This window comes from Microbacterium sp. 22215 (genome assembly GCF_052045655.1).
GTDB classification, from domain to species: domain Bacteria; phylum Actinomycetota; class Actinomycetes; order Actinomycetales; family Microbacteriaceae; genus Microbacterium; species Microbacterium phyllosphaerae.
Window position 1 is genome coordinate 16,512 of sequence record NZ_JBQEPC010000007.1, and the last position, 24,237, is coordinate 40,748.

General features: G+C 68.1%; 26 protein-coding genes and 1 tRNA gene. 15 read left to right on the plus strand and 12 right to left on the minus strand.

Annotated elements, in window-relative coordinates; all coding sequences use genetic code 11:
• Positions 1–69 precede the first annotated feature (69 nt).
• Together ACTJKH_RS12350 and ACTJKH_RS12355 are read left to right on the plus strand one after the other, a co-directional pair.
• A complete protein-coding gene (locus tag ACTJKH_RS12350; protein WP_440737178.1) occupies positions 70–1,005 on the plus strand; it encodes an NUDIX domain-containing protein in 936 nt (311 codons plus the stop codon).
• Positions 1,002–1,463 (plus strand): hypothetical protein, encoded by a 462-nt coding sequence (locus tag ACTJKH_RS12355; protein WP_440737179.1) that lies wholly within the window; start codon positions 1,002–1,004, stop codon positions 1,461–1,463. The genes ACTJKH_RS12350 and ACTJKH_RS12355 overlap by 4 nt, the downstream gene beginning before the upstream one ends.
• Before the next feature lie 125 nt (positions 1,464–1,588).
• Here the strand turns inward: ACTJKH_RS12355 and ACTJKH_RS12360 are convergent, their stop codons facing one another.
• From ACTJKH_RS12360 to ACTJKH_RS12380, 5 genes are read right to left on the minus strand one after another with little or no spacing between them, the layout of a single operon-like run.
• Positions 1,589–3,043, minus strand: coding sequence for a DUF222 domain-containing protein (locus ACTJKH_RS12360; protein ID WP_440737180.1), 1,455 nt, complete (start codon positions 3,041–3,043; stop codon positions 1,589–1,591).
• A 38-nt stretch (positions 3,044–3,081) separates the two neighbouring features.
• Positions 3,082–3,468, minus strand: coding sequence for an RNA-binding S4 domain-containing protein (locus tag ACTJKH_RS12365; protein WP_440737181.1), 387 nt, complete (start codon positions 3,466–3,468; stop codon positions 3,082–3,084).
• Positions 3,468–4,133: a lysoplasmalogenase family protein gene (locus tag ACTJKH_RS12370; RefSeq protein WP_440737182.1), complete on the minus strand. Its 666-nt coding sequence runs from the start codon at positions 4,131–4,133 to the stop codon at positions 3,468–3,470. The genes ACTJKH_RS12365 and ACTJKH_RS12370 overlap by 1 nt, the downstream gene beginning before the upstream one ends.
• Positions 4,134–4,171: 38 nt before the next feature.
• Positions 4,172–4,627 (minus strand): hypothetical protein, encoded by a 456-nt coding sequence (locus ACTJKH_RS12375; protein WP_440737183.1) that lies wholly within the window; start codon positions 4,625–4,627, stop codon positions 4,172–4,174.
• Between the two features lie 21 nt (positions 4,628–4,648).
• Entirely contained in the window at positions 4,649–5,233 is a 585-nt protein-coding gene (locus ACTJKH_RS12380) for a GNAT family N-acetyltransferase (RefSeq protein WP_440737184.1), read from the minus strand.
• A 118-nt stretch (positions 5,234–5,351) separates the two neighbouring features.
• Between ACTJKH_RS12380 and ACTJKH_RS12385 the strand changes: the two genes are divergently transcribed.
• Positions 5,352–5,428, plus strand: a tRNA-Pro gene (locus tag ACTJKH_RS12385).
• 75 nt (positions 5,429–5,503) lie between these two features.
• Here the strand turns inward: ACTJKH_RS12385 and ACTJKH_RS12390 are convergent.
• Positions 5,504–5,779: a hypothetical protein gene (locus tag ACTJKH_RS12390; protein WP_440737185.1), complete on the minus strand. Its 276-nt coding sequence runs from the start codon at positions 5,777–5,779 to the stop codon at positions 5,504–5,506.
• A 283-nt stretch (positions 5,780–6,062) separates the two neighbouring features.
• Between ACTJKH_RS12390 and ACTJKH_RS12395 the strand changes: the two genes are divergently transcribed.
• From ACTJKH_RS12395 to ACTJKH_RS12410, 4 genes are all read left to right on the plus strand, one after another.
• Entirely contained in the window at positions 6,063–6,851 is a 789-nt protein-coding gene (locus ACTJKH_RS12395) for an ABC transporter ATP-binding protein (protein WP_440737186.1), read from the plus strand.
• The gene (locus ACTJKH_RS12400) at positions 6,848–8,131 is read left to right on the plus strand and encodes a hypothetical protein (RefSeq protein ID WP_440737187.1); all 1,284 of its coding nucleotides are present in this window, start codon (positions 6,848–6,850) and stop codon (positions 8,129–8,131) included. Before ACTJKH_RS12395 ends, ACTJKH_RS12400 begins: the two co-directional genes overlap by 4 nt.
• On the plus strand, positions 8,128–8,790 hold the full coding sequence (locus tag ACTJKH_RS12405; RefSeq protein ID WP_440737188.1) for a hypothetical protein: 663 nt from the start codon (positions 8,128–8,130) through the stop codon (positions 8,788–8,790). Before ACTJKH_RS12400 ends, ACTJKH_RS12405 begins: the two co-directional genes overlap by 4 nt.
• Positions 8,791–8,884: 94 nt before the next feature.
• Positions 8,885–9,052 carry a hypothetical protein gene (locus ACTJKH_RS12410; RefSeq protein ID WP_440737189.1) on the plus strand — a complete coding sequence of 56 codons (168 nt, stop codon included), beginning with the start codon at positions 8,885–8,887 and terminating at the stop codon, positions 9,050–9,052.
• A gap of 97 nt (positions 9,053–9,149) precedes the next feature.
• Here the strand turns inward: ACTJKH_RS12410 and ACTJKH_RS12415 are convergent, their stop codons facing one another.
• Positions 9,150–9,635 carry a MarR family winged helix-turn-helix transcriptional regulator gene (locus ACTJKH_RS12415; protein WP_440737190.1) on the minus strand — a complete coding sequence of 162 codons (486 nt, stop codon included), beginning with the start codon at positions 9,633–9,635 and terminating at the stop codon, positions 9,150–9,152.
• Between the two features lie 74 nt (positions 9,636–9,709).
• On the opposite strand from ACTJKH_RS12415, the gene ACTJKH_RS12420 reads away from it, so the two are divergent.
• Positions 9,710–10,609 carry a VOC family protein gene (locus tag ACTJKH_RS12420; protein WP_440737191.1) on the plus strand — a complete coding sequence of 300 codons (900 nt, stop codon included), beginning with the start codon at positions 9,710–9,712 and terminating at the stop codon, positions 10,607–10,609.
• A 54-nt stretch (positions 10,610–10,663) separates the two neighbouring features.
• Here ACTJKH_RS12420 and ACTJKH_RS12425 read toward each other — a convergent pair whose 3' ends face one another.
• Together ACTJKH_RS12425 and ACTJKH_RS12430 are read right to left on the minus strand one after the other, a co-directional pair.
• Entirely contained in the window at positions 10,664–12,253 is a 1,590-nt protein-coding gene (locus ACTJKH_RS12425; RefSeq protein ID WP_440737192.1) for an amidohydrolase, read from the minus strand.
• Positions 12,253–13,488, minus strand: a complete 1,236-nt coding sequence (locus tag ACTJKH_RS12430; RefSeq protein WP_440737193.1) for an MFS transporter — start codon at positions 13,486–13,488, stop codon at positions 12,253–12,255. Before ACTJKH_RS12430 ends, ACTJKH_RS12425 begins: the two co-directional genes overlap by 1 nt.
• Before the next feature lie 183 nt (positions 13,489–13,671).
• Between ACTJKH_RS12430 and ACTJKH_RS12435 the strand changes: the two genes are divergently transcribed.
• Together ACTJKH_RS12435 and ACTJKH_RS12440 are read left to right on the plus strand one after the other, a co-directional pair.
• Positions 13,672–14,274 (plus strand): TetR/AcrR family transcriptional regulator C-terminal domain-containing protein, encoded by a 603-nt coding sequence (locus ACTJKH_RS12435; RefSeq protein WP_440737194.1) that lies wholly within the window; start codon positions 13,672–13,674, stop codon positions 14,272–14,274.
• A 327-nt stretch (positions 14,275–14,601) separates the two neighbouring features.
• Entirely contained in the window at positions 14,602–14,991 is a 390-nt protein-coding gene (locus tag ACTJKH_RS12440; protein ID WP_440737195.1) for a hypothetical protein, read from the plus strand.
• Positions 14,992–15,018: 27 nt separating this feature from the next.
• Here the strand turns inward: ACTJKH_RS12440 and ACTJKH_RS12445 are convergent, their stop codons facing one another.
• Genes ACTJKH_RS12445 through ACTJKH_RS12455 form a run of 3 tightly spaced genes read right to left on the minus strand, consistent with a single transcriptional unit; the run spans position 15,019 to position 20,821 of the window.
• Entirely contained in the window at positions 15,019–18,492 is a 3,474-nt protein-coding gene (locus tag ACTJKH_RS12445) for an error-prone DNA polymerase (RefSeq protein WP_440737196.1), read from the minus strand.
• Positions 18,492–20,030 (minus strand): DNA polymerase Y family protein, encoded by a 1,539-nt coding sequence (locus ACTJKH_RS12450; protein ID WP_440737197.1) that lies wholly within the window; start codon positions 20,028–20,030, stop codon positions 18,492–18,494. Before ACTJKH_RS12450 ends, ACTJKH_RS12445 begins: the two co-directional genes overlap by 1 nt.
• Positions 20,027–20,821, minus strand: a complete 795-nt coding sequence (locus tag ACTJKH_RS12455; RefSeq protein ID WP_440737198.1) for a hypothetical protein — start codon at positions 20,819–20,821, stop codon at positions 20,027–20,029. The genes ACTJKH_RS12450 and ACTJKH_RS12455 overlap by 4 nt, the downstream gene beginning before the upstream one ends.
• Before the next feature lie 132 nt (positions 20,822–20,953).
• Between ACTJKH_RS12455 and ACTJKH_RS12460 the strand changes: the two genes are divergently transcribed.
• The 5 genes from ACTJKH_RS12460 to ACTJKH_RS12480 are packed head-to-tail and all read left to right on the plus strand — an operon-like array spanning position 20,954 to position 24,234.
• Entirely contained in the window at positions 20,954–21,424 is a 471-nt protein-coding gene (locus tag ACTJKH_RS12460) for a prepilin peptidase (protein WP_440737199.1), read from the plus strand.
• A gap of 35 nt (positions 21,425–21,459) precedes the next feature.
• Positions 21,460–21,672, plus strand: coding sequence for a hypothetical protein (locus ACTJKH_RS12465; RefSeq protein ID WP_056516419.1), 213 nt, complete (start codon positions 21,460–21,462; stop codon positions 21,670–21,672).
• Positions 21,665–22,309, plus strand: a complete 645-nt coding sequence (locus ACTJKH_RS12470; protein ID WP_440737200.1) for a CYTH domain-containing protein — start codon at positions 21,665–21,667, stop codon at positions 22,307–22,309. Before ACTJKH_RS12465 ends, ACTJKH_RS12470 begins: the two co-directional genes overlap by 8 nt.
• A gap of 54 nt (positions 22,310–22,363) precedes the next feature.
• A complete protein-coding gene (locus ACTJKH_RS12475) occupies positions 22,364–23,518 on the plus strand; it encodes a type III polyketide synthase (RefSeq protein WP_440737201.1) in 1,155 nt (384 codons plus the stop codon).
• The gene (locus ACTJKH_RS12480) at positions 23,515–24,234 is read left to right on the plus strand and encodes a methyltransferase domain-containing protein (protein WP_440737202.1); all 720 of its coding nucleotides are present in this window, start codon (positions 23,515–23,517) and stop codon (positions 24,232–24,234) included. Before ACTJKH_RS12475 ends, ACTJKH_RS12480 begins: the two co-directional genes overlap by 4 nt.
• The last annotated feature ends 3 nt before the right edge of the window (positions 24,235–24,237 follow it).

A 24,237-nucleotide genomic window follows, 5' to 3' on the forward strand; every position in this document is an offset into this window, starting at 1 on the left:
GAGCGCCCGCTGTTCCCGTCTGTGTCACCCGCGGATGCCAATACCGGAATGCTGTGACAGGCTGAAGGGGTGACTGTCGTACCTCCCTCTGCCGGTGAACCTCGTCGCCCTGATGGGCCGCGGAACCCTGGTGACGCCTGGGTGATCGCCCCGTCGGGGGAGAAGTACTGGGGGCGTTTCGGTGCCGCAGGTCTGCTCGCCTTCGATCCCGAGCGAGGCATCCTGTTGCAGCACCGTGTCTCGTGGAGCCACTTCGGCGGAACCTGGGGTCTGCCGGGCGGTGCTCTGCACGCGGGCGAGAGCGCGATCGTGGGCGCAGTACGCGAAGCGCAGGAGGAAGCAGGCGTCCCGGACGGCTCTGTCCGACCTCGCTTCACGAGCGTGCTCGATCTGGATGTGTGGTCGTACACGACCGTGATCGCCGATGTGGTGCGGCCATTCGAACCGGTGATCAGCGACCCGGAGAGCGTGGCTCTCGAGTGGGTGCCGGTGGATGAGGTCGACTCGAGGCCGCTGCACCCCGGATTCGGCAGCGCCTGGCCTGTTCTGCGGGAACTGCTCGACGTACGACCGTCGCTGGTCGTGGATGGCGCGAACGTCGTCGGCTCGGTGCCTGACGGATGGTGGAAGGACCGTGCCGGTGCCGCGACGCGTCTCGCCTCGCGCCTGGACGGACTCTCGGTGTCTGCCGCTGACCTCGGTGTCGGGGGGACGACGTGGTTCCCGGAGATCGCACTCGTGGTGGAGGGTCGTGCGCGAGGGATCTCGGCCCCGGCACCGGACGAGTCCGTCGAACTGCTGCCGTCCGGTGTGGTGTCGGTGGTCGATGCGGACGCCGCCGGTGACGACACGATCGTCGCCGAGGTCGAGCGTCGCGTTCGCGCAGGGCAACGCGTCGTTGCGGTGACGAGCGATCGCGAGTTGCAGGATCGGGTCTCCGCGGTCGGCGCGTCTCAGGTGGAGTCCGCAGGATGGCTGCTCGGAACGTTCGACGCCGCGCGATGAGCCGACGTCGGCTTCCTCCGTCGTCTGCGGATCGTGTGGGGGATGCCATCGGAGTCGCCGCTGCACTCATCGGCACAATCGCGGTGCACCTGGCCCTGTTCAGCGGCGACCGGTACTTCGCTCTGCGATTCCTCGTCTTCCCCCTCGACAACGCCATCGCGTTCGGCGCCTTCTGGGTGTCGGTGGTGCTTCTCGTGATCGCCGTCGTCCGCGCCACCCGAGCCCGTGCGTGGACTGTCCTGAGCTCGCGCGATGGACCGATCGACGCGGCCGCCCCGGGATCGGTGACTCGACGCGCGCTGAGAGCCGCAGCGTTCATCGCCGCCCTCAACGCACTCTTCATGATCGTGTTCGTGATCGGAGCCGTCGTGGCCCTCGTCGTGATCTTCCTCATCGCTTCCGCGCTCATCGCAGCGGTCTACATCGTGCTGAAGGCGACCGCGCCCTCGGCGAACTGAGGCGACGAAGCGCAGGGCGACGAGAGGGGTCGTGGGGGATGACGAGGGGCGGTGGCGCGCCCTGAGTCCCGCGCCCTCGTGCGCACGACTGTGGCCGGAGAGACGCGCGCTGTTGGCGTCCGGGGTCAGACGAACATGACTCGTCGACGCGGTGGATCGACGTAGCTTCGGCCGAGTGGACTCGTCCACGTGACCGTGCCGTCGGGAGTCTGCCGGGCCGTCCACCGGTACCGTTCGTCGATGTCGGGGTGCTTGAGCGAGTGATGTGTGGTGCAGAAGTGGCTGAGATTGTCGATGCGTGTCCGCCCACCGCGCGCATGGTCGTGGTTGTGGTCGATCTCGCATCGGTGCACCGGCATCCTGCATCCCGGGAACCTGCAGTGTTCATCTCGCGCTCGAAGGAAGCGTTTCATCTGTGCGGTGGGGGAGTACGAGTCCGTCTCGGTCACCAGGCCGGTCGCGTCGACGAACAGGCGCGCCCATCCCTTGCACCGCCCCGCGAGCCCGCGTGCGACATCGGGGTCGACGGGTCCATGGCCGTCGAGTTCAGCCGGTCGGTCGTCGTCTCCGGCGAGAGTACTCGCGGCGACGGTGACCTGGATACGGGCGGAGATGTTCTCGAGCCCGGTACCGTTCGCTTCACTCGGGTCGGCGGTGAGCAGCAGGTCGGCGAGCAGATCGGCGCGGATCTGATCCAACGTGCGGATGTCGCCGGAGAGATGCTCGATATCGGGGCTGGTCGGATCGGTCATCGGATCGATCAGACCGGAGAGCGGGTCGATGACGAAGGTGCCGTCGGCAGCGATGACCCCGGCGTCGAAGTAGGCGCCGTAGCGCGGATCCTCGGGGGAGAGGTCAGAGAGGCGGAGCGAGTCCGCGGTGTCGTCGAGCGGTTCGAGGATCGGCTCCCGCTCGTCGCGAGTGCGAACGATGTGCCGTGCCATCTGCGTGAGTCGATCAGAGATCGCCACGGCGACCCACTCGGGCAGAATCGCGGTGAGGGCCGCCAGGCCGTCGCCCACCGACCTGACGGTGACGCAGCGTTCGGAGGCCGCGCGCCGCTGAGTCTCGACGACCGTCTCGCCCACGAGGCCCGCCGCGACCTTGCGAGCGTGGGGCTTCGTGCGCGAAGCTGTGTCGTGTTCAGCGACCACGAGTACTGCGGCCTCGTAGAGGCCCATCGTCGCGGCATCCACACGTCCGTCTCGGATCGCGTCGTCGACGATCTCGCTGGCTCGCACGATCTCGCGTACATGGTGTGCACTGATGGCACCGGCGGCGAACGACGCGAACACGGCAGGCAGCGCCCGTGACAGGGTGCGGGCGTCGGTGAAGGCGTATTCGATCGACCCTTTCGGAATGTGCCCAGCGGCGGAGTACTCCGCGATCATCGAGCGATAGATCGCCTCTCGGTGCCGAGGGCTCTCGGAGACATCGCTGTCGTGCACGCCGATGCGCTCGACGAGGAGCGCGTAGGACTCGGCCTCGAGCGCAGCGATCTGACGTCGCTTGTCGACCCATTCATCGAGCAGGCGACAGCGCTCCTCGAGGTCGAGGTCGAGGTCGGTGCGAGGAGCCATGCGCCCAGTTTAGAACATATGTTCTAATGACTCCAGGGTCATCCGTGGAATATGCCGTCATCCTCCGCACTGCGCCCGCGCAGCCGGTCGATGTCCCGCCGCTCGCGTTTCGTGGGCCTGCCCGCCCCTCGATCGCGCAGTCCGAGGGCTGCCTGTGGCTCGCGCTCCGGGGTGCGGTCCTCGTACGCCAGGGCAGCGAGCGGAGCGCCGACGCGCTTGACGAGCAATTGGCGGACGAAGAGAATCCGGTCGAAACCGGAGATGCGCACGCGCAGTTCGTCACCGATACGGATGTGCTGCGCGGCCTTCACCTTGTCGCCGTTGACGCGTACATGCCCCGCGCGGCATGCAGTGGTGGCGGCCGAACGCGTCTTGTAGACGCGGATCGCCCAGAGCCAGCTGTCGACCCGTGCGGCATCAGCCATCAGACGCCTCGCTTTCTGAGTGCGATCAGCGCGCCGGCGATGATCAGTCCCTGCCCGATCGTATAGGTCGCCATGATCGCGGGGTTGCTCCAGTCGGGGAGCGAGTCGGGGAGGAACAGGCGGAGAGCCAGCAGCGTGTCACTGGCGAGGAAGAACGCGCCGCCGACGGCGACGAACGGGTGGCACCGGGTCGAGAACGCGGCGGTCGCACCGAGGATGAGCCCGTAGACCGCGACGGCGATGAGCAGGCCGCCCGTGTGCGGGCCCAGGAAGGCGAGCATCGCGACCCACCATGCGGCGTAGATGAGCGCCCACCATGGCATCCGTCGCACGCGAAGATGACGGATGAAAAGGGCGATGTATGCCAGATGTGCGATGCCGAAGAAGAGGAGCATGAGCGGCACTTCGGGAGCATCGGGGAAGAACGCTCCTGCGCTGTCGCCGAGCCAGGAGAAGGCGGTCGCCGCGAAGAGCAGCGCCAGCGCGGCACGGGAGCGGATCGCGCGCATCGATACGAGAACGGGGACCGCGAGCAGCGGCATCAGCAGGAACTTGCTCGGACCTGCCGCGGGACTCCCGAGGGCGAGCAGCGCCACATGGATCGCAGACACCGTGATGTACGGGACGAAGGCCCACAGAGGCGGGGCGGTCGGGCGGCGCTGCATCCCCCCATCGTATGGCGGGTGGCGCGGACGCCTGCTCGTCAGGACTCGACGGTCACCTGCGCGATCTGTCCGTCGGCCCCGAGGTGCACTGCGGGCCAGTAACCCTCGGGGAAATGCTCGCCGCAGGAGTCGATGAAGTGCAGCACGATCGTTCCGTCGGCGGATGCCTCGAGCGTCTCGAGGGTGAGATCGGATGCGGCGTCGTCGAGCTCGTGCTGCTCCGGTGTGCCGGTGCTGAACGCCGTGACGATGGTGTCGGATGCGAGGCGTCGGAGAACCGAGAGAGCGGCGATGGTCTCGTGGACGTGGGGGAGCAGGGCGCTCGCCTCGTCCGTGTTCGTGCCCTCGATCATGAGGTCGAGGGGTGCGCCCTGGGCGACCGTTCCGCCGGCGTACCAGTCGTGAGTGAGCACAGTGCCGTCGGATAGCTCGGTCGTCGCGCGGGTGAGCGTGCCGAGCTCGGGGTCGTCGATGGTCGGATTCTCGTCGCTCATGTTTCCTACGCTAGCGCCCGCTCACGCGGACAGGTCCAGCGCGACGAGGGTTCGGCCGGGCTTCATCGCGGTCTGCTCCTCGAACCCGGCATCCAGGAATGTGCCCAGCGTCCCGTGGAACAGATCGTTGGTGCGCTTCTTCTCGCCGCGGGTGTCGACCGGGTACCCCTCGATGAGTCGCGCGCCGGATGCTCGCGCGAAATCGACCGCGGCGCGCAGCAGTTCGTGGTTGAGCCCCGCCCCTCGATGCTCGCGACGCACGACGAAGCACGTCACTGCCCAGACCGACTCGTCGTCGAACGGCTCGGCGGTGGCGGCGGCGATCATGCGGGTGCGCGGGATCCGCGCCTGGGCCGAGCGCGGTCCGATGCGGATCCACCCTGCGGCCTCGCCGTCGACGTAGGCGATCAGGCCCGGCGGCGGACCGCCGGCGATCTCGTCGCGCAGCATCTCCGTTCGCTGCGGAGTGGTCGTCTCGTTCCAATCCTTGTTGCTGAGCATCGGCCAGATGCACTGACAGCTGGCGCCGTCGCCGCCGCCGGTGAGCGCATGCTGCACGTCGTCCCATCGGGCGGTCGTCGCCACCTCTGTCGTGATCGTCACCATGCAGGCGACGGTACGCCGGGCCTCCGACACCCCGCAACGCCCGGCGGTCGCTCGGTTCGCGGAGCGCCCGTGGGTGGGGCTAAGATAGGGGAGTTGCCTGCGCGAGAGTGCAGAACAACGGGCTGTGGCGCAGCTTGGTAGCGCACTTGACTGGGGGTCAAGGGGTCGCAGGTTCAAATCCTGTCAGCCCGACCACAAAGCCCCGGAGAACCGCAGAAGCACGCGGAACTCCGGGGCTTCTTTCTTGCGATCTAGGGTCTGCCCTCTCGCCTAGACGTGCTTCACGTTCAGCATCCGCCAGCCGTCCGGCACCTTCGCCTCCAGCGAGGCCATGTCTTCGGCCTCGATCTGCTGCACACCGTCGACGCGTGTGAACGTTCCGGTCGCCTTCATCTTCGCCTCGCCCTTGAGCATCCGCACCGGCGCGGATGCCAGGACGAATCCGGGCTGTCGGTGCTGCTCGAGCTCCACCAGAACCTCGGCGAGCGTCGCGCCGACGACCTCTACGGTGTTGGTCTCAACTGGGCGGATCAGAGCGATGAGCATCAGGCCAGCTTATGTCGCGGATTCCGCGCACCGACGTGCCGCACGGGCGTCGTCCTCAACTCGGCCTTGTAGCGAGATGAGGGGAATGCGGGTCGCGCACGATACTCGCCGACCGGGCAGGTGGCTGTCGCGAAGCAGTCGAATACCAGCCGCTCAGCGCCTGGTCTGTACGTGAAATCCCTTACAGACACCAGAGGCCACTCATGTCACGGTGGAGCATGCAGATGCAGACTCTGCACGGCCGTATGGAGTGGAAATGATGGTTCGGGCGAGTTGTCGATCTGTGACTGAGACCCAGAGCGAGGGAATCGCGGTGTCCGGGGTGACCGTGCAGTATCGGTCGAAGCCCGAGCCTGCTCTCGCCGACGTCTCGTTCCGGGTCGATAAGGGTGTCACCTCTCTCGTCGGGCGGAACGGATCAGGCAAGTCCACGATGATCCGCATCCTCTCGTCGTTGCACGAGCGCTACGACGGAGACGTCAGGATCCTCGGGTACGACCCGCAGTCTCGCGACGGACGATCTCAGATACGTGCCCGATCTGGCTACCTGCCGCAGAGCTTCACTTTCACTCCGTCCCTGACAGTGACGGAGTTCGTCGCCTACTGCGCATGGCTCAAGGGCATCCCCCGAGCGCAACGTGCAGCGAAGGTCGACGCAGCTGTGTTCAGCGTCGAACTGCGCGGCGAGCGAGACACGAAACTGGGGGCGCTCTCGGGAGGGATGCTTCGACGTGCGGGGATAGCCCAGGCCATCGTCAACGACCCATCGGTGCTGATACTCGATGAACCTGCGTCCGGACTGGACCCCGAGCAGCGCATCACGCTCCGGAACCTCATCACGGCTCTCGGTCACGACCGCACAGTGCTGACCAGCACCCATCTCATCGATGAAGCGGCGCATCACTCCGACCGGATCCTGTTGCTCGCTGAGGGGCGTGTTGCGTTTCAGGGAACTCCCGCTGACTTGGTCGCGCTGGCGGTGCCGGACGCACCGGGTGACACTCCGGTTGAACGGGCGTACACCCGGCTGCACATGAGGTCTCCTGCTTCACGCGTCGAGGCCGAGCGATGAGCCCGTATCTCTTGCACCTTCGCCGCTCGGTGCTCATCTTCGTCGCGCCAGCCCTCGCTGTTGCCGGCACGATGGTCGCGTGGAGCGCCGTGTATCCCTCCGTATCATCGTCCGCGAACATCGCCAATGTGGTCGTGTCGACGGGGGGCGTCCTGGCGCCGATCCTCGCCGGCTTCGCCGCGTGGGACGGGCTTCGTGAGACGCGACACGGCGGAGGGCCGATCCTGGAGGTGGCGGTTCAGCCGACCTCACGCGTCGTGCTCGTTCAGACGGCCGCCGGCCTGACCCACACCGTCGCGATATACATCGTGATCATCGCCTTCCTCCACGTGCGCGCGTACCTGCTCGGTCCCGTGGGGGCGCCACTGTGGGTGAATCTCGCGATATCGCTCCTCAGCCTCTGCGTCGCGACCGCCCTCGGATATCTCATAGCAGGGCTGATGAAGCACTGGTTCGCTGTCGTCGCAGCCTCACTGATTCCGGCATTGCTCTTCGGCCATGCGCTGTTCGGGCAAGGAGGGGGTTTCGCGCAGAGTCTCATCCCCTTCGGAGATCGAGCAGGGGGAGACTTCCTCGATCCGAACGTCCCGTTCTTCTGGGGACAGCTTCTCGTGGTCGGCGGTGTTCTCCTGCTCGCTCTCGGCGGGGTCGCGGCCAGCTCTCGTCGAGACCGGTCGTGGGGAGTTGCTGTCATGGTCTGCGCGGTCGCGGCGGGTGCTTCCGGGATATGGACGGTCGGCAGCCAGCATCACCGATGGGGAGTTCCCGTCGATGAGCCCCAGGATCGCCTCATCCAGCTCCAGTCAGAGGACCACGGTCTCACCCTGTGGGTCCTCCCCACCTATCTGCCAGTCCGGGCCGAGCTCCTGGAGAGGTGGGAACGGGTGCAGCGCATCCTCGCCGACACCCCTGCGGCTTTCACCGAACTTCGTCAGCTCTCCGACTCGCACCCGCAGCCATCGAAAGACGCCGGGTCGCTGACGCTCATCTACCTGAATCCGTCCAGCGGCGCTATCGCCGAGAACTCGGTCCTCGAGTCTCTGGTCGATGTGCACACGGCGAGTTGCGAAGCCTCGCGGACGTTCGAAACCGCGCTCGTGGAGCTCTGGCTTGCGGGCGACGGGGCCGAGACAGGCGCACAGCTGATGCCGGAACACGCGGCAGCACTCGGCGCTCTGCGGGAGCTGGATGATGATGAAGCTCAGGCCTGGATGTCGACGCGCTTCGAGAAGTTCGCCGACTGCGGGCTCGTCCTCGCGGACTTTCCGGCTCGAGGATGAGGTTCTACTTCCGGACGCGCCATACTCTCGCTGCGGTCGTCGCGGGAACCGGTATCGAAGCAGCGCTTCTTCTCCTGGGCCGCCCGCTCGTGATCCATCACCACTCGGGTGTCGTCACGTTCACTCTGGCGACCCCACTGCAGATCCTCGTCGTCGGCGCGCTGGCTCTCGGGCTCAGCGGCAGGACCGAACAGTTCGAGTTCGCGGGGGTGCGATCGCTCTCCGGGCTCCGATCGGTGAATGCGTGCCTTCTGATCTTCGTCGGTGCGGCGGCGTCGAGCGCAGTGTCGATGCTCGCGAATGCGATGAGCGTCGAGCCGGTGACCGTCGGGGCGTTCGCGCCACTGCGCGCATTCCTGGGCCTTTTCGGTGTGGCGCTCGGGGTGATCACGTTCACGGATATGCGGCTGGGCGCGCTGTGCGCGTTGCCGCTCGTCTTCCTGCCTGCCGCATTCGACATGAGGGGTACCGCGGTCGGCGACACCGCCGGATTCGTGCTCGCGGACGAACAGGATGCTCCGTGGGTGTCGGTGTGCGTACTTCTCACTCTCGGTCTGATCCTCTATGTCTTCGGGTACTCCGAGCGCGCCTCGCCGTCCATGAACCGACGCAGCATCGTCGACAGTCGCGGCCGTCACCGAATGAAGGCGGTCCGATGAAGACGCTGCCCGCGACGGATCCCTGTGCGAGTCAACCCCCTGAGCGGATCCACATCGCGCGCGTAACGTCGCCGTTCCGACAGAGGAGATGACGATGAGCGATCTGCAGAACACGCACGGATCCACCAGCGCCCATGAGGAGGCCGACACGGCCTCGGGCGGAGCCCCCGATGAGGGTGACTCGAAGAGCACCGAGGAGCTCCTCGAGGACGAGACGACCGACGACGACGGCAAGCCCCTCGAGAACCCGTCCGGCGGCTGATTCGATCCCGAGCGTCAGAGACGAGGACCCCATCCGGCCACAGGCTCGGGTGGGGTCTTCTTCTGCCGCTACGTCCGTCCTGCCATACTCTCGGCGATCACCGCGGCACAGGAGAGCGGTGCTCGCCATCCGTGAGGCGTCCGCTGATCGCCTTCGTGATCTCGGTGAGCGAGTCGAGCTGCGCCGGCGTCAGTGCATCGATCACGAGCCGTCGGGCCGTGTCGATGTGACCGGGCATCGCGTGGATCAGCTCTCGTCGCCCCTCGGCGGTGAGGCGAACGTTCGTCGCGCGCCTGTCTTCGGGGCTGGGAAAGCGATCGACGATGCCGCGCGTCGTGAGCCGGCTGCAGACGTGCGAGAGCCGGGGGAGCGTGGCGTTCGTCGACGCGGCGAGCTCGGTCATCCGCAGGGTGTTCTCGGGTGCGAAGCGCAGGGCTGTGAGCACCATGAACTCGAAGTGCGTCAGGTGCGCATCCCGCTGCAGCTGCGAGTCGAGCGCCGCAGGAAGCAGCTGCGACACGGTGATCAGACCGAGCCATGCCTCGGACTCACGCTCATCCATGCGGGGAACCTGGAATACCATGGGCTCATCGTACGTTAGTTGTAGCAACAATCAATTGTGTCGACAGCCCGATGCCGGGCAGAACGGAGCCGATCATGACAGCGACGATCGACGCCTGGCGCGCCCCCGCCATCTCCACCGCAGGGGCCGCGCCCGACGGTGCCCGCATGAATGCGGTCGAGCTGCTGGTCCGCGACCTCGACACGATGACGGCTTACTACCAGCAGGCCGTGACCCTCGACATCCTCGACCAGTCCGGCGCGACTGCGACCCTCGGGCGTGCCGGGGAGCCGATCATGCGGCTGCGCCAGGAGAAGGACCTCCCGACGGCCGATCCGCGTGCCGCCGGGCTGTACCACACGGCGATCCTGTTCCAGGATGAGTCGCGGTTGGCGGCCGCGCTGCTGTCGGTGGCCCAGCGCGCCCCGCAGACCTTCACGGGTTCCGCGGACCACCTCGTCAGCGAGGCGTTCTACTTCACCGACCCCGAAGGCAACGGGCTCGAGCTCTACCACGACCGTCCGCGCGAGCAGTGGCAGGTCGCGCCGGACGGCTCGGTGCACATGGACTCGCTCGCACTCGATCCGAATCAGTTCCTCAGGCAGTGGCTCGCGCCAGACGCCGCGGACGACGGCCAGACGGCGACGATCGGCCACGTGCATCTGCAGGTCGGCGACATCCCGACGGCCCGCCGGTTCTACTCCGACATCCTCGGATTCGACGTGACCGCGGCGCTCGGCAACTCGGCGCTGTTCGTGTCGGCGGGCGGATGCCACCACCACATCGGCATGAACACCTGGCAGAGCGCCGGGGCAGGACCACGTGCGGCCTCGCTCGGCCTCGGCGACGTACGAGTGACCGTGCCCACCCGCTCAGACATCGACGAACTCGCTGACCGTCTCTCGTTCCACGGCATCGCGTCGGAGGATGACGGGCGCACGTTGCGCCTGAGCGATCCGTGGGGAACGCGGCTGGCGCTCACGCCGGACAACTGACGTACGACGGATGGAGGAGACGATCCACGGGACGGCGGCTCCTCCATCTCGCTCTCAGTCCTCGTATGCCGTGCGGCCGGCGATCACCGTCCGCACGACCCGCGCCGTGAGCAGCGACCCGTTGCCCTCCGCGAACGGATCGGTGTCGAGCACCGCGAAGTCGGCGGCCTGACCGACCGCGATGCGGCCGCGCCAGGAGCCGTCGCCGATCGATGCCGCCGCATCCCTCGTGGCATGCGCGATCGCGCGCTCCAGAGGCAGCGCGAACTGCGGGTGCACCGCGGGCATCTCAGGATCCAGAGCGGATGCCCGCGTCGCGGCGACATACATGTTCGCGAGTGCCTGGTGCGGGGCGGTCGGCGCATCGGTCGAGAAGGCCAGCAGTGCTCCGGCATCCTCGTACTCCGGCCAGGCGAACGCACGATCTGCGCGCTCGTCGCCGAGCTTGGCCGCCCAGTTCGCGAAGATCGCGGGGTCCGCATGCACCGGCTGCATGGATGCCGTCACGCCGAGGCGTGCCATGCGCTCGGCCGTTCCGGGAGCCGCGTACTCGAGATGTTCGATCCGGTGACGGCGCGGACGATCGCCGTTGACCAGGATCGCGTGCTCGATCGCATCCAGCGCGAGAGTGCTCGCCTCGTCGCCGATCGCGTGCATCGCGACCTGGAGGCCGGCGGCATCCGCGGCGGCGACCACGGGCAGCAGACGCTCGATCGGCCAGATCGGAGCCGCGTTCGTCCCGTCGGCGTACGGTGCCCGCATCGCGGCGGTGCACGCGTCGATCGTGCCGTCGAGGACGAGCTTGATGCCGATCACACTGACACCGCTGGTGTCGGTGCCGGCGCGATCCACAGCCTCGGCCACCTGAGCCAGGTTGGCCTCGTCATCGCCGGTGTTCGCGACGAACCAGTGCGCGGCGATCCGCAACGGCATCCGTCCTCGTGCCGCGGCTCGTCCGAGCGCGTCCAGAGCGAGTCCATCGAAAGCCATGTCCACGGCGCCGGTGACCCCCGAGGCGAGGTATGCCTCGACCACACGCCCGACGGCGGCATCGCGTTGCTCGTCCGTGGTCACGGCGTCGCGGTGCGCCCAGGCGAACTGCTGCGCGGCCGTCTCATAGAGCATTCCGGTCGCTTCGCCGTCGGCATCCCTCTCGATGCGTCCGCCGATCGGATCCGGAGTGTCGCGGGTGATCCCGAGTGCTGTGAGCGCCGCCGCGTTGACCCAGCAGGAGTGATAGTCGTTCGCGTCGAGATACACGGGGATGTCGGACACGACGGCGTCGATCATCGCCGCCGTCGGGGTGCCTCCCGGCACCGCATCGAACAGCCATCCACGTCCGCGCAGCTCGCCCTCGGCGGTCTCGCGTGCGTAGGCGAGACGCTCCTGGATCTCCTCGAGCGAGCCCGCGTCGGTGAGCCCCACCTGTCCGAGCGCCTCGCCCATCATGAGCAGATGGGTGTGCGCGTCGGTGAAGCCGGGGAGCACGGTGCGGCCGCCGAGGTCGACGGTGTCGTCGGCAGGAGGGGCATCGGCTTCGAGGCCGACGAAGGCGAACGACTCCCCGTCGACGACCACGGCATCGGCCCATGACGCGTCATCGGCGGTGAAGAAGCGGGCATTGCGGAACAGGGTGCGGGGCATCAGTCGGACTCCGGGGTGGTGATGGCACGCTCGAGGCGTGTGGAGAGAAGCGCGATCGCGCTCGAGGGTACGGCGAGGACGAAGCTCGCGATGCCGAGGGCGACGGCGAAGCCCTGGAATCCGAGCACGCTCACGAGTGCGGCGCCGATCACGGGAGTGAGTGCCGAGCCCACCAGGTAGACGGCGAGCAGGGGTCCCGACCAGCGCCCGTCTGCGTCGAGCGCCGCCGAGGTCGACACGAAGTACATGAACGCGATCGCGTAGACGGTGTTCCAGGCGATGAAGACGACGATGAATCCGGTGGGGTCGGTCGTGAAGCCTTCGACGATCTTGAGGACGCCGCCGGTGGCCAGAAGCACCGCGAGCGGCACCGCGCGTCCCAGGCGTGAGCCGACGATCATCAGCAGGAGTGAGCCGATCAGGCCGCCGGCGGTGGCGCCGCTCAGCGCGATGCCCAGCCCTTCGGGAGTCAGGCCGGTCTGCTCCGCGCCCATCACTCCGGCCATGGCCCAGAGCGAATCCTCACTCGCGGCCCACAGCGCGAACACGACCAGCAGGCCGAAGCCCGCGACCGTGACCGTGCGCGACCGCGCAGGGGAGAGCCGGACCGTTCCGGTCGGCGGAACCTCGATCGGCATCGCCTCGGCCACGGCTGCGGCGGCCTGAGGGTCGACCACGGGTGCGGCAGGCAGCCACGCCGAGACGATGAGCCCGACGATGCTGAACAGCGCCAGCGCGCCGAAGACGTCGATCGGGGCCAGGCCGACGAGGGGGATCACCGCCAGGACGATCGTGATCACGCCGCGGTTCGCGAGGCCGTTGAACCCGGCGACGCGGTCGGGATTGCGGAAAGCGGCGAGGGCCGCTCCGGATGCCGCGACGGCGCCGCCCGCGCCCGCACCGCCGAGGAGTAACCCCGGAAGCATGAGCGAAGGCACCAGTGCGGCGGTGGCGAATCCGATCGTCGCGACCGCGAGGCCCGTCCGAGCCACAGCGAGCCGGCGAGCGCCGGCGCACAGCGGCGCGATCGCGAGGCCAGCCACCGCGGTGAGCAGCAGGGTCGCGGTGACGAGCCAGCTCGCGGCGAGCACGTCGATGCCCAGACCGGTCTGCGCGGCGGTGATCATGTACGGCGAGAGGTTGACGCCGAGATAGCCGGCGATGCCGATCGCGAAGGTCGCTGTGGCGGAGGGCAGTCGAAGAGGGACTCGGGTGCTGAGGTCTAGGGCGGTCATGGTTCTCCCACGGAGAGGGGCACGGCGATGTGCGCGGAGGTGGTGCCGGAGGTGAGTCGGGTGGGGCACGTCTTCATAAACGAATGGTGTTCGTCAACGAATGGTGTTCACTATTATGCACAGGAGGGATGCCGTGGGGAAGACCTTTCTCGCGGACCCTCGCAAGCAGAGAGCGAGCAAGCGATGCCCAGGCCGTCGAGTCCCCTCCTGTCGCCGGAGATCATCGGCGCGGCCGGCCTCGAGCTGTCGAGGGCCGGCGAGGCGTTCGGGGTGAATGCCATCGCTCGTCATCTCGGCGTGCGTCCGTCATCGCTCTACAACCACGTCGACGGCATGGACGGCATCATCGAACTCATGCGTGGCAAGCTCGTCGAGGACTACCGGGTCGAACCCCACGGTGAAGCCTGGGATCGGTTCCTGGAAGAGCTGCTCCGAAAGCAACGGCACATGTACGCCGATCATCCGGCTCTCGTCCCCCTGCTGATCGGCAAGACCATCACCCACCCCGCGGTGATCTCGGCTTACGACGACCTCGCGACGGTGCTGGTCGAGGGCGGCTTCCCCGAAGACGAGGTGCTCACGGTGATCGCGATCATCGACGCATTCGCGATCGGCTTCGGACTCGACCTGGCCTCGCCCGACGAGGTGTGGGAGCCGGGGGAGGGCACGCGCACGCTCGGTCGGGTGCTCGACGGCGCGGAGCGGGGGACAGCGAGGGCCGACCGCACGTTCGAGCTCGGGGTCGGTCTGCTTCTCGACTCGTTGCGTGCCCGCCTCGCGCGCTGAGTCTGCATCGGGGCGACGGAACGCGGAAACCCCGCTGACACTGTCGCGCATTCGGCGGTGGGGGACTGGTTGCCCTCCCGAGTCATCCAAACCCCAATTTGGATCGCTCGAGAGGGCTCACCGTCCTTCCCGGACGGCAGGGGAGGCGGCGAAGTCTCTCGCTGCTCTCTCGACTGATCTCCCCAGATATTCAGCCGGTAGCCCCCGCTACTCCTTGCAGAATATCGCTTAATCGTCTTGTCCGCCATTTGGGGGACAAAGAAATCTACGAATGTTTCTTCCGAATCCGGGGCTTGCCGCGAGAACGTCCACTCATAGAGTGGGTCCATGGACAGAAAGCTCGTGGTCAACGCGCACCTCGCCATCGCTCACGGACACCGCGTCGAGGTGACGGAGCACGTCGACCAGACGACCGGGGAGTCCCTGATCGGATCCGTGATCGACCTCGACACGGGCATTCGGTACAGACGTGTCGATGTGTCGCGAGGTGAGAGCATCCGCTGGCTCGGCCGTGTCATCGACTGCACGGTGGCGATCGGCGGTCCGAGTGCACGCACGGTGCTCACGGTCGACGTGGACGGTGACGGACGCGGGGCGGCCAGTGCTCGAACGGCTCTGCGCGGGGCCGATGCCGCCGTCGATGCGGCCAAAGCAGAAGCAGACCGCTGGGGTGGCGGCGACCGTGAGCCTGAACCGGAGCCCGAGCGCTTCTGGTGAGGTGCACACGTTCGCGGTGAGTTGCACTCATCGGAAGTCCCGCGAACGGTGGGTGACTCCGGTGCGGAGATCTTCGAAGGCGTCGGCGAGGACGTTCACGACTCCCTCCGCGGAGCGCTCGAGGATGCCGCGGATGATGAGCGCGGGCGAATCGCGCGCCACCCGGTGGTAGCGGCTCCACACTCCTGTCGAGCAGATGACGTTGACCAGCCCGCTTTCGTCCTCGAGGTTGAGGAAGGTGACGCCCGCTGCGGTCGCGGGACGCTGTCGGTGCGTCACGAGGCCGGCGACCTCGATGCGTCGCCCGGTCTCGTGGCTCTGCAGGTCTGCGGAGGTGAGCACGCCCCGTTCGCGCAGAAGCGCGCGGAAGTGCGCCATCGGATGATCGTCGGTCGAGACGCCGGTCGCCCAGAGATCGGCGGAGAGCCGTTCGTAGCTGGACTGGTCTGTGAACAGCGGCGGCTGCACGGCGACGGTCGTTCCCGGCAGAAACCGCGAACGATCTTCGGCGGCTGCACCGGACAGCCAGATCGCCTCCCGACGCTGGAGCCCGAGGCACTCGAAGGCCCCGGCGGTCGCGAGCGCCTCCAGCTGCGCCGCCGTGGCATCCGTCCGCCGCACCAGATCGTTCAGGTCACGGAAGAGACCGCCCGTCTCGCGTTCGGCGACGATCCGCTCTGCCAGAGGCAGGCCGATGCCGCGCACTCCGCTGAGGCCCAACCGCACCGCATACCCGCCGTCCCTGCGGTGCGCTGCCGATTCGTCGGGCAGTGATCGGTCGAAACGCGGCACACGGGGTTGCTGGGGATCGGTGCAGGAGTCCAGGCCTGTCGGCATCCGAAGAGGCGCTCCCTCGAGCGGCTCCAGGATCTCGGTCGCCCCTGAGGCGTGCAGATCGGGGCGACGCACATCCACCCCGTGCCGCCGCGCGTCGGCGGTCAGCGTCGATGCGGAGTAGAAGCCCATCGGCTGCGACCGCAGCAGACCCGCGAGGAAAGCCGCCGGGTAGTGCAGCTTGAGCCACGAGCTGGCATAGACGAGGAGCGCGAACGACAGCGAGTGCGATTCCGCGAACCCGAAGTTCGAGAACGCCTGGATCTGTGCGTAGATACGGTCTGACTGCTCGGCGGAGAGGCCACGCCTGGTCATTCCCGCATAGAGCTTGTCACGGACCTTCTCGATCTTCTCGAGTCCTCGTTTCGAACCCATCGCGCGACGCAGCAGGTCGGCCTCATCGGCGGTGCAGTCTCCGATGGCCGTCGCCATCTGGATCAGCTGCTCCTGGAAGATCGGGATGCCCAGCGTCCGCTCGAGGATCGGCTTGAGATCGTCATGCGGATAGGGGATCTCGAGCACGACAGGCTCCTCGCCCCTCGCGGCTCTGCCGCGGTTCTCCTCGTCGAGCGCGTCCTTCGCCATCTTGCGACGGACGAACGGATGCACAGCCCCGCCCTGGATGGGGCCGGGGCGGATGAGTGCGATCTGGATGGCGAGATCGTAGAAGGCCCGCGGCTGCAGGCGGGGGAGCAGACCGATCTGCGCACGCGACTCGACCTGGAAGACTCCGATCGAGTCGGCGCGGCAGAGCATGTCGTAGACGGCCGGCTCTTCTTTCGGGAGGGTCTCGAGCGTCCACCGCTCGCCCGTGGCGTCGTGGATGAGGTCGAAGCAGTGCTGGAGAGCCGCGAGCATGCCGAGACCGAGCAGATCGAACTTGACGAGTCCCATCCAGGCCGCATCGTCTTTGTCCCACTGGATGACGGTGCGGTTCTCCATGCGCGCATGCTCGACCGGAACGACCTCGCCCACGGGTCTCGCCGTGAGCACCATGCCCCCGGAGTGGATTCCGAGATGCCGGGGTGCCTTCAGCAGCTCACCGGCATAGTCGAGCACCTTCGCGGGGATGTCGTGGTCGTCCGTGGCCTCGAGGCCGGCGCTCCAGCCGTCGACCTGACGTGACCAGGCGTCCTGTTGCCCGGGAGAATGGCCGAGCGCTCTCGCCATGTCGCGCACGGCGTTCTTCGGGCGGTACTGGATGACGTTCGCCACCTGAGCCGCACGCTCCCTCCCGTACTGGCGATACACCCATTGGATGATCTCCTCTCGGCGATCGGAGTCGAAATCCACATCGATGTCGGGCTCCTCCTGGCGGGTGGTCGCGAGGAAGCGCTCGAAGGGCAGGCGGTAGAGGATCGGATCGACGGCGGTGATCCCGAGCAGATAGCAGACCGCGCTCGCCGCGGCTGAACCGCGGCCCTGGCAGAGGATGCCCCGACGCCGTGCTTCTGCGACGATGCCGTGCACGATGAGGAAATAGCCGGGGAAGTCCTTCTCCTCGATGACGTCGAGCTCGCGTCCGATCCGGCGGCGGCCGTCGTCATCGAGACGCGGATACTTCGTCGGCACGGCTTCCCACACCAGATGGCGCAGCCAGCTCATCGGAGTGTGCCCGTCGGGGACCTCCTGCTTCGGCAGCGCAGGGCGCGCGCTGCGGAGGGAGAAGGCGGAGGCTGCGGCGAGCTCCAGGCCGTACGAGATCGCACCGGGGTGGCGCCGGAAGCGCGCGGCCATCTCCGCGCCGCTGCGAAGATGCGCGCCTCCGTGTGCGGGGAGCCAGCCGTCGAGGTCGTCCATACTGCGCACGGCGCGCACCGCTGCGACCGCCTCGGCGAGCGATGCACGTTCGGGGGCGGCGTAGTGCACGTTGTTCGTCGCCACCACGGGAAGCCGCATCCGTCTGGCGAGGTCAGCGAGAGCGTCATTGCGCCGGGAGTCCTGGGGGTCGCCGTGGTCGAAGAGCTCGACGGCGACATGATCCTGACCGAACAGATCGACCAGGCGGCGCAACGGCGTGTGCGCGTCACCCGCCTCGAGGCCTCGGCGGACCCCGCCCTTGCGGCACCCGGTGAGGATCGTCCAGTGCCCGTCTGCGGCGGAGGCCAGCTCGTCGAGATCGTAGACGGGGCGGCCCTTCTCGCCGCCACGCAGATGAGCGGCCGTCATGGCACCGGAGAGACGGTGATAGCCCTCCAGGCCGTCGGCGAGCACGAGCAGATGGTCTCCGATCGGATCGGGCGCGCCCCGCTGCGGTGCGTCGAGTCCGAGCGAGAGCTCAGCGCCGTACACGGTCTGCACCTTCACGTCCATCAGCTCCGCGACCTCGGCGAAGCGGGCAGCCCCATAGAAGCCGTCGTGGTCTGTGAGCGCCAGAGCGGTCAGTCCCAGTCGCTCGGCCTCGGCGAGCAGATCTTCGGGAGAGGACGCTCCGTCGAGGAAGGAGTACGACGAATGCGCATGCAGCTCGGCGTAGGGGACGGAGCCCTCCGGTCTGTCGATCGCTGTCGGAGGGGTCCTCTTCCGGCGGGTGCTGACGGGGCCGGGGTCGGGTCGGGTGCCCGGTCGCGTGTCGGGTGGTGTCCCGCCGGTCGGATAGGGCGACTCCTCGCCGCTGAGGGTGCGCTCCAGTTCGTTCCAGGACAGGGGAGGGTTGTGCCAGCCCATCAGCGATACCGCCCTTCCGCCCACCAGCGGTCGCCGGTGCAGAAGACCAACCAGGCCCGATCGTGGTCGTCGACGATCTGCAGGCGGTGCCCTCGCTTGCCGCCTGTGGAATCCCACCGACGCTCGTGGATCGGCCAGGGGCCGGCCCAGGCCTGTACGTCGTCGCCGTCGATGCGTGCCGGGGCGGCGGAAAGGGAACCTCGGTCGTCGACGACGATCGGCTCGCCGCCGGGAGCGAGCACGCCGATCGGTCGAGGGGGACGGAACACCTCGGCGGGGAGCGGATCCGGGAGGCTCCCCGGCCAGGGGCGCTCGGGGTCGCGAGGAGCGACCGCGCGTTCCCCCCAGGGAGTGAGCACCTGCCGGTCGGCGAGCCACCGGCCTCCGGAGAGTGCCGCGGTGACGACTCCCTCGTGGCCGAGCATCGTCTGCACCCGCGAGATGGCGTGATGCAGACGTTCGTCTGTGCCCGAACCGAAGAGGCCGGGCTGGTGGTGTGCGGCATCATCGACTGCGACAGGGACGATCCGCACCATCTCGATGCCGCCGAAGGCCCGTGCTTCATCGATCGGCTCCTTGGCGGACTGCGCCCCCAGCGCCTCAAGCTGCCAGCGCACCCTGTCGACGAGGTCTGCGGCGTCGAAGCAGGTCGGGTGCAGCCAGGGGCGGGAGAACACCGTGCCGTTGTCGTCGATCAGATCGATGCGCACCTCGGTGCACACGACCGAGGCGTCGCCGAGAGCGAGCATCACCGCGTCGGCCGTCTGCCGAACCGCGAACGCCACCTGATCTGCTCCGGCCAGAGCAGGCTCGAACTCGACGGAGCGCACGAGCTCGGGGTCGGGCGGACGCGGCACCACGGCACGGGAATCGGCCCCGGCGGAGAGAGCGTGCAGGCGTGCCCCGCGCTCGCCGAAGCGATCACGCACCTCGATCTCGTCGAGGTCGGCGAACTCGCCGAGCGTGCGCACCCCCAGCCGGATCAGGAGACCGGTGAGCTGTTCGTCGCGCAGCACGCTCACCGGCAGCGGGGCGAGGAACTCCTTCGAGAGTCCCGCGGGTACGACGGTGCAGGGCGTGCGCCCTCGGGCGGCGAGCTCTGCCGTGAAAGGGCCGTCGGCGATGCCCACGCGCACCTCGGGGAAACCGGCCTCGGTGAGGACCTCGATCAGGGCTCGACCGGCTTCGGCCTCGCCGTCGTGATACCGCGAGATGCCCCGTGCGCGCACCGCGGCGAGGCCGGGACGCAGCAGAGCGGCGCCGGGGGCGTGCTTCTCGATGAGCTGGAGTACCGGGAGGAAGGCGCGCTCGTCGCGGGCAGCGTCGTGGGGGAGGACTCGCAGTGACGAGATGTGCCCCTGCGCGACGCGACGGCGCTGCCCCGCGCGCACGCCGTGCTCTCTCGCCGAAGCGGTGCAGGCGATGACGGTGTTCGCCTGCACGAGCGCCGTCGGCGGATGCGGTGGGGGTCCTCCCAATGCTGCGCGCAGCGGCCAATCGGGCAGCCACAGGACCAGGACACGAAGGGGCTCGATCATCCGGCGGCCGCCAGAGGTGGGTAGTCGAGTCTGGCGGCAGCCGCGTCACGCAGGCCGGGCAGCGCGGAGAGCTCCGTGGGAGCCTCGTGGGTCTTCTCGGTGGGCAGCTCCTCGACCGCGCCGTGAGCACCGGGAAGCCGCACACGGACGCTCGCCGGCAGAGGGGTGTGCTTCGTCCTCGCGGTCACGGTCGCGGTGGAGCCTTCTATCAGCCCCCATCCCTCGCCGATCCCGAGCCACTGCTGGTCGTGGAGCCGGATCGAGCCCTCGCTCTGCGGCCAGGCGCCCGACACCGAGGACTCGGCGACGAGGAGTGTGCTCCCGCGATCACGGAGACGGGCGCTCAGCCGGGACACGTCGGCGTCGCGCGCCCGGCCGCCCGGCTGCACGGCGATCAGCGGGACGACCTCGGCGAGGGCGGAGGTCGCAGCGAGCCAGCGGTCTCCTGGTTCGGGGACGAGGATCAGCCGGGCGAGTTCGATGCCGAAGGCGGCCGCCGCTTCGACGCCCAGCGTGGGCATGCCGACCACGGCGCACCAGTGACCCTTGCGGGAGGCCGCGGAGAGAAGGGCGAGGACGAGGCTGGGCGAAGGGGACACCGTGTAGGCGGTGCCGGTCTGCAAGCCCCCCTCGGGGAGCAGGGAGGAGAACGCGGCGTCGAGGGGGAGCAGCGGATGCTCGCTGCGCCTGCGCTGCATCCGGCTGATCTCACGGCGCAGCCGAAGCACCTCTCCGGCACGTGAGTCGCCAGCCGGAGAGAGCGCGGTCACCGCATCGAGCCCGATCCCCATGCATCCATCCTCGAAGATATGTACTAATAAAGCAACTGGAGATGATCACGATAGTTCGAACCTCCGACATGGCGGTGGACGGTTATCCACACCTGTCCGACAGGCGGCTCCACGCTCTCTTAGCCTTCCTGGATGGAACCCCGCGCCATGCTCGTCCTGATCGTGCATCTGGCCCTGTTCGTGGTCGGCTGCCGGCTCATGGTCATCGACATCCACAGCCACCGGCTGCCGGACAGGATCGTGCTCCCCACGCTCGCGGCCCTTCTCGTCCTCACGGCAGTCGACGCTCTCGTCTCGGGCGAGAGCGCCAGGCTGACCGGGGCGGCCTTCGGGATGGCGATACTCGGCGGCTTCTACGCGGCACTCCGTCTGCTCAGCCGGGAGGGGATGGGCGGGGGAGACGTGAAGCTCGCCGCCGTCATCGGGCTGGTGCTCGGCTGGCACGGCTGGCAGGCGCTCGCCGTGGGCGCGGCCTCCGCCTTCGTCCTCGGTGCGCTGCACGCACTGGCGCTGATGGCATCACGCAGGGCGGACGGATCGACGCGCATCGCGTTCGGCCCGTGGATGATCACCGGCGCGATGATCGGGATCATCGTGGGATGAACCCGATGCCGCGGCGACGGGGATAGGGTGAGCACATGGCACTCGCACGACTTCACGGCGGCCCGCTCGACGGGCAGATCATTCCTCTCGGCGACGCGGACGACAAGCTGATCGTCCCCTACAGCGAGACCCAGGTGGTGTACAACCGGCGCGGCGAGGAGCAGAACACCGGCGACGCCGACGGTCCCACCGAGATCGACTACTGGTTCGACGAGTCCCTCGAGGACCTCACCCTCACGGATGACTGAGAGCGGCACTCCTTCACAGCCCGGCTCCGAACCGACCAGGGTCGTCGAGGTCGAGCGCAAGTACGACGTCGACGGGGCCACGCCCCTCCCCGAGTGGGGCGGGCTGCCCGGCGTCGATGTGGTGTCCGAGGGCGAGGTGCGCGAGCTCGACGCCCGCTACCTCGACACCGATGACGCCGAGCTGTCGCGCGCCGGAGTGGCGCTTCGTCGTCGCACCGGCGGCCCGGATGCCGGATGGCACATCAAGGGACCCCGCGAGGGCGACGGACGTCTCGAGATCGGCTGGCCGCTGGGTGACGACGACAGCATCCCGGATGCGGTGATCGAGACCCTCTCCCGATGGACCACGGGACGGCTGACGCCACTCGCGCGCATCGAGAACGACCGCACGGCATACCTGCTCTCCGGTGCCGACGGGGTGATCGCCGAGTTCGTCGACGATCGCGTTCGCGCGACGGACCTCCGGCAGGACGTCCGGCGTGAATGGCGAGAGTGGGAGTTCGAGCTCGGTCCGGCCGCTCCGGCGGATGCGGCAGGGCGTGAGGCTCTGTTCGCCGCCGTCGAGGCGGCGATCTTCGCCGTCGGCGGGCGCGAGGCGTCATCAGGCTCGAAGCTCGCCCGTGCTCTCGGTTTCTGACACACGGCGCAAGCCCCTTCCGCCTCGCCGCGCGATCGTGCTTGAGTGACTGACATGAGCCGTTCCGCCGTCCTCCGCTCGCTGCAGACGATCGTCCCCGACACCGTCATCGAGCAGAACGAGGTGCGCGACATCTTCGCCTCGCAGCCGGATGTCGGAAGGCTCGCGCAACGGATCATCGGAGCCTCCTTCAACGGCTCCGGAATCGACTCCCGTCATACCGTCATCGGAGAGCTCTCGTCCGCCGCGCACACCGACGAGCCGGTCTTCTTCGATCGGGAGTCGGGTCTTCTCCGGTCTCCCGGCACCAAGGTGCGCAACGATCTCTACGTGCGAGAGGCGTCGCGTCTCTTCGTCGAGGTGGCGCGCCGAGCACTGGATGCCGATCCCGACATCGTCGCCGCCGACATCACTCACGTCATCACGGCATCGTGCACGGGATTCCATGCTCCCGGCCCGGAGTACGAGATCGTGCGGGGGCTGGGGCTCTCAGACGGTGTGCAGCGCTATCACCTGGGCTTCATGGGCTGTTACGCCTCGATGCCGGCGCTCCGCGCTGCGAGCCAGTTCTGCGCGGCCGATCCCGACGCCGTGGTCCTGGTCGTCAGCGTCGAGCTGTGCACGGTGCACCTGAGATCGACGGAGGATCCCGATCTGATCGTCGCGAATTCCCTCTTCGCCGACGGGGCGGCCGCGGGGATCGTCACGGCTCGTGATCTTCCGACCCCGACGCCGGGAGTCCGCCTCGACGGCTTCCACACGGCGATCGCCGCCGAGGGCGAGCCCGACATGGCCTGGACGATCGGTGACCACGGGTTCGAGATGATCCTGTCGACCAGGGTTCCCCAGATCATCGGCGAGACCATCATCGGCGCGATCCGCCCGCTCTACGCCCGCGAGGGAGAGCTCGCCGCGGCCTTCGACGAGGGGCGGGTGGGGGATCGGGTACAACACTGGGCCATTCATCCGGGCGGCAGGAGCATCCTCGATCGGGTGCAGGAGCGCCTGCACCTCACGGATGCCCAGCTGCATCCCGCCCGCGAGACCCTGCGCGTGAACGGCAACATGTCGAGTGCGACGATCCTCTTCGTCATCAAGCGGATCCTCGACGACGGGGCATCGGACGGCTCACGGGTCGCCGCGATGGCCTTCGGCCCCGGACTGACGGCGGAGAGTGCCCTGATGACCGTCGCCACCGGCGCCGCATGAGCCACGACCTCTCGACTCGCGCATCCGATGCGCGTGAGCTCATGGACGACCCCGATGCGGATATCACCATGCTCGAGCGCACCTACGAGCGTTTCCGACTCGTGAATGCCCTGGTGTCCGGTCCTGGCGTGCTCTACCGTCGCGACATCCGCCCGCGCGCCCGGCGCGGCACGCTCCGCATCCTCGACATCGGGGCCGGAGGCGGCGACGTCTGCCGGATGATCGCATCGAGGCTGCGACGAGACGGACTGACCGCCGAGATCACTGCGCTCGATGCGGACGACCGCGCGATCCGGTGGGCCGCCGACCACGACAGCGGATCCGGAGTCAGGTACCGTCGCGCCCTGTCGGAGGACCTCGTCGCGGAGGGGGAGAAGTACGACGTCGTCTTCTCGAACCATGTGCTGCATCACCTCACCGAATCGGAGCTGCAGAGTCTGCTGCTCGACTCTCGGCGGCTCGTGGCCGATGGCGGACTCGTGGTGCATCGCGACATCGCCCGAAGCAGAGCCGCGTATGCGCTGTACGGCGCGGTGACCTGGCTCTTCTCCGGCACGCTCTTCCGAGGATCCTTCATCCGCGAGGACGGACTCATCAGCATCCGCCGTTCGTACACGCCGAAGGAGCTCGCATCGATCGCGCCGTCAGGGTGGACGGTGCGATTCGGTCTTCCTTCGCGACTGGAGCTGAGAAGAGACGGCTCCGACCTGCCGTGACGC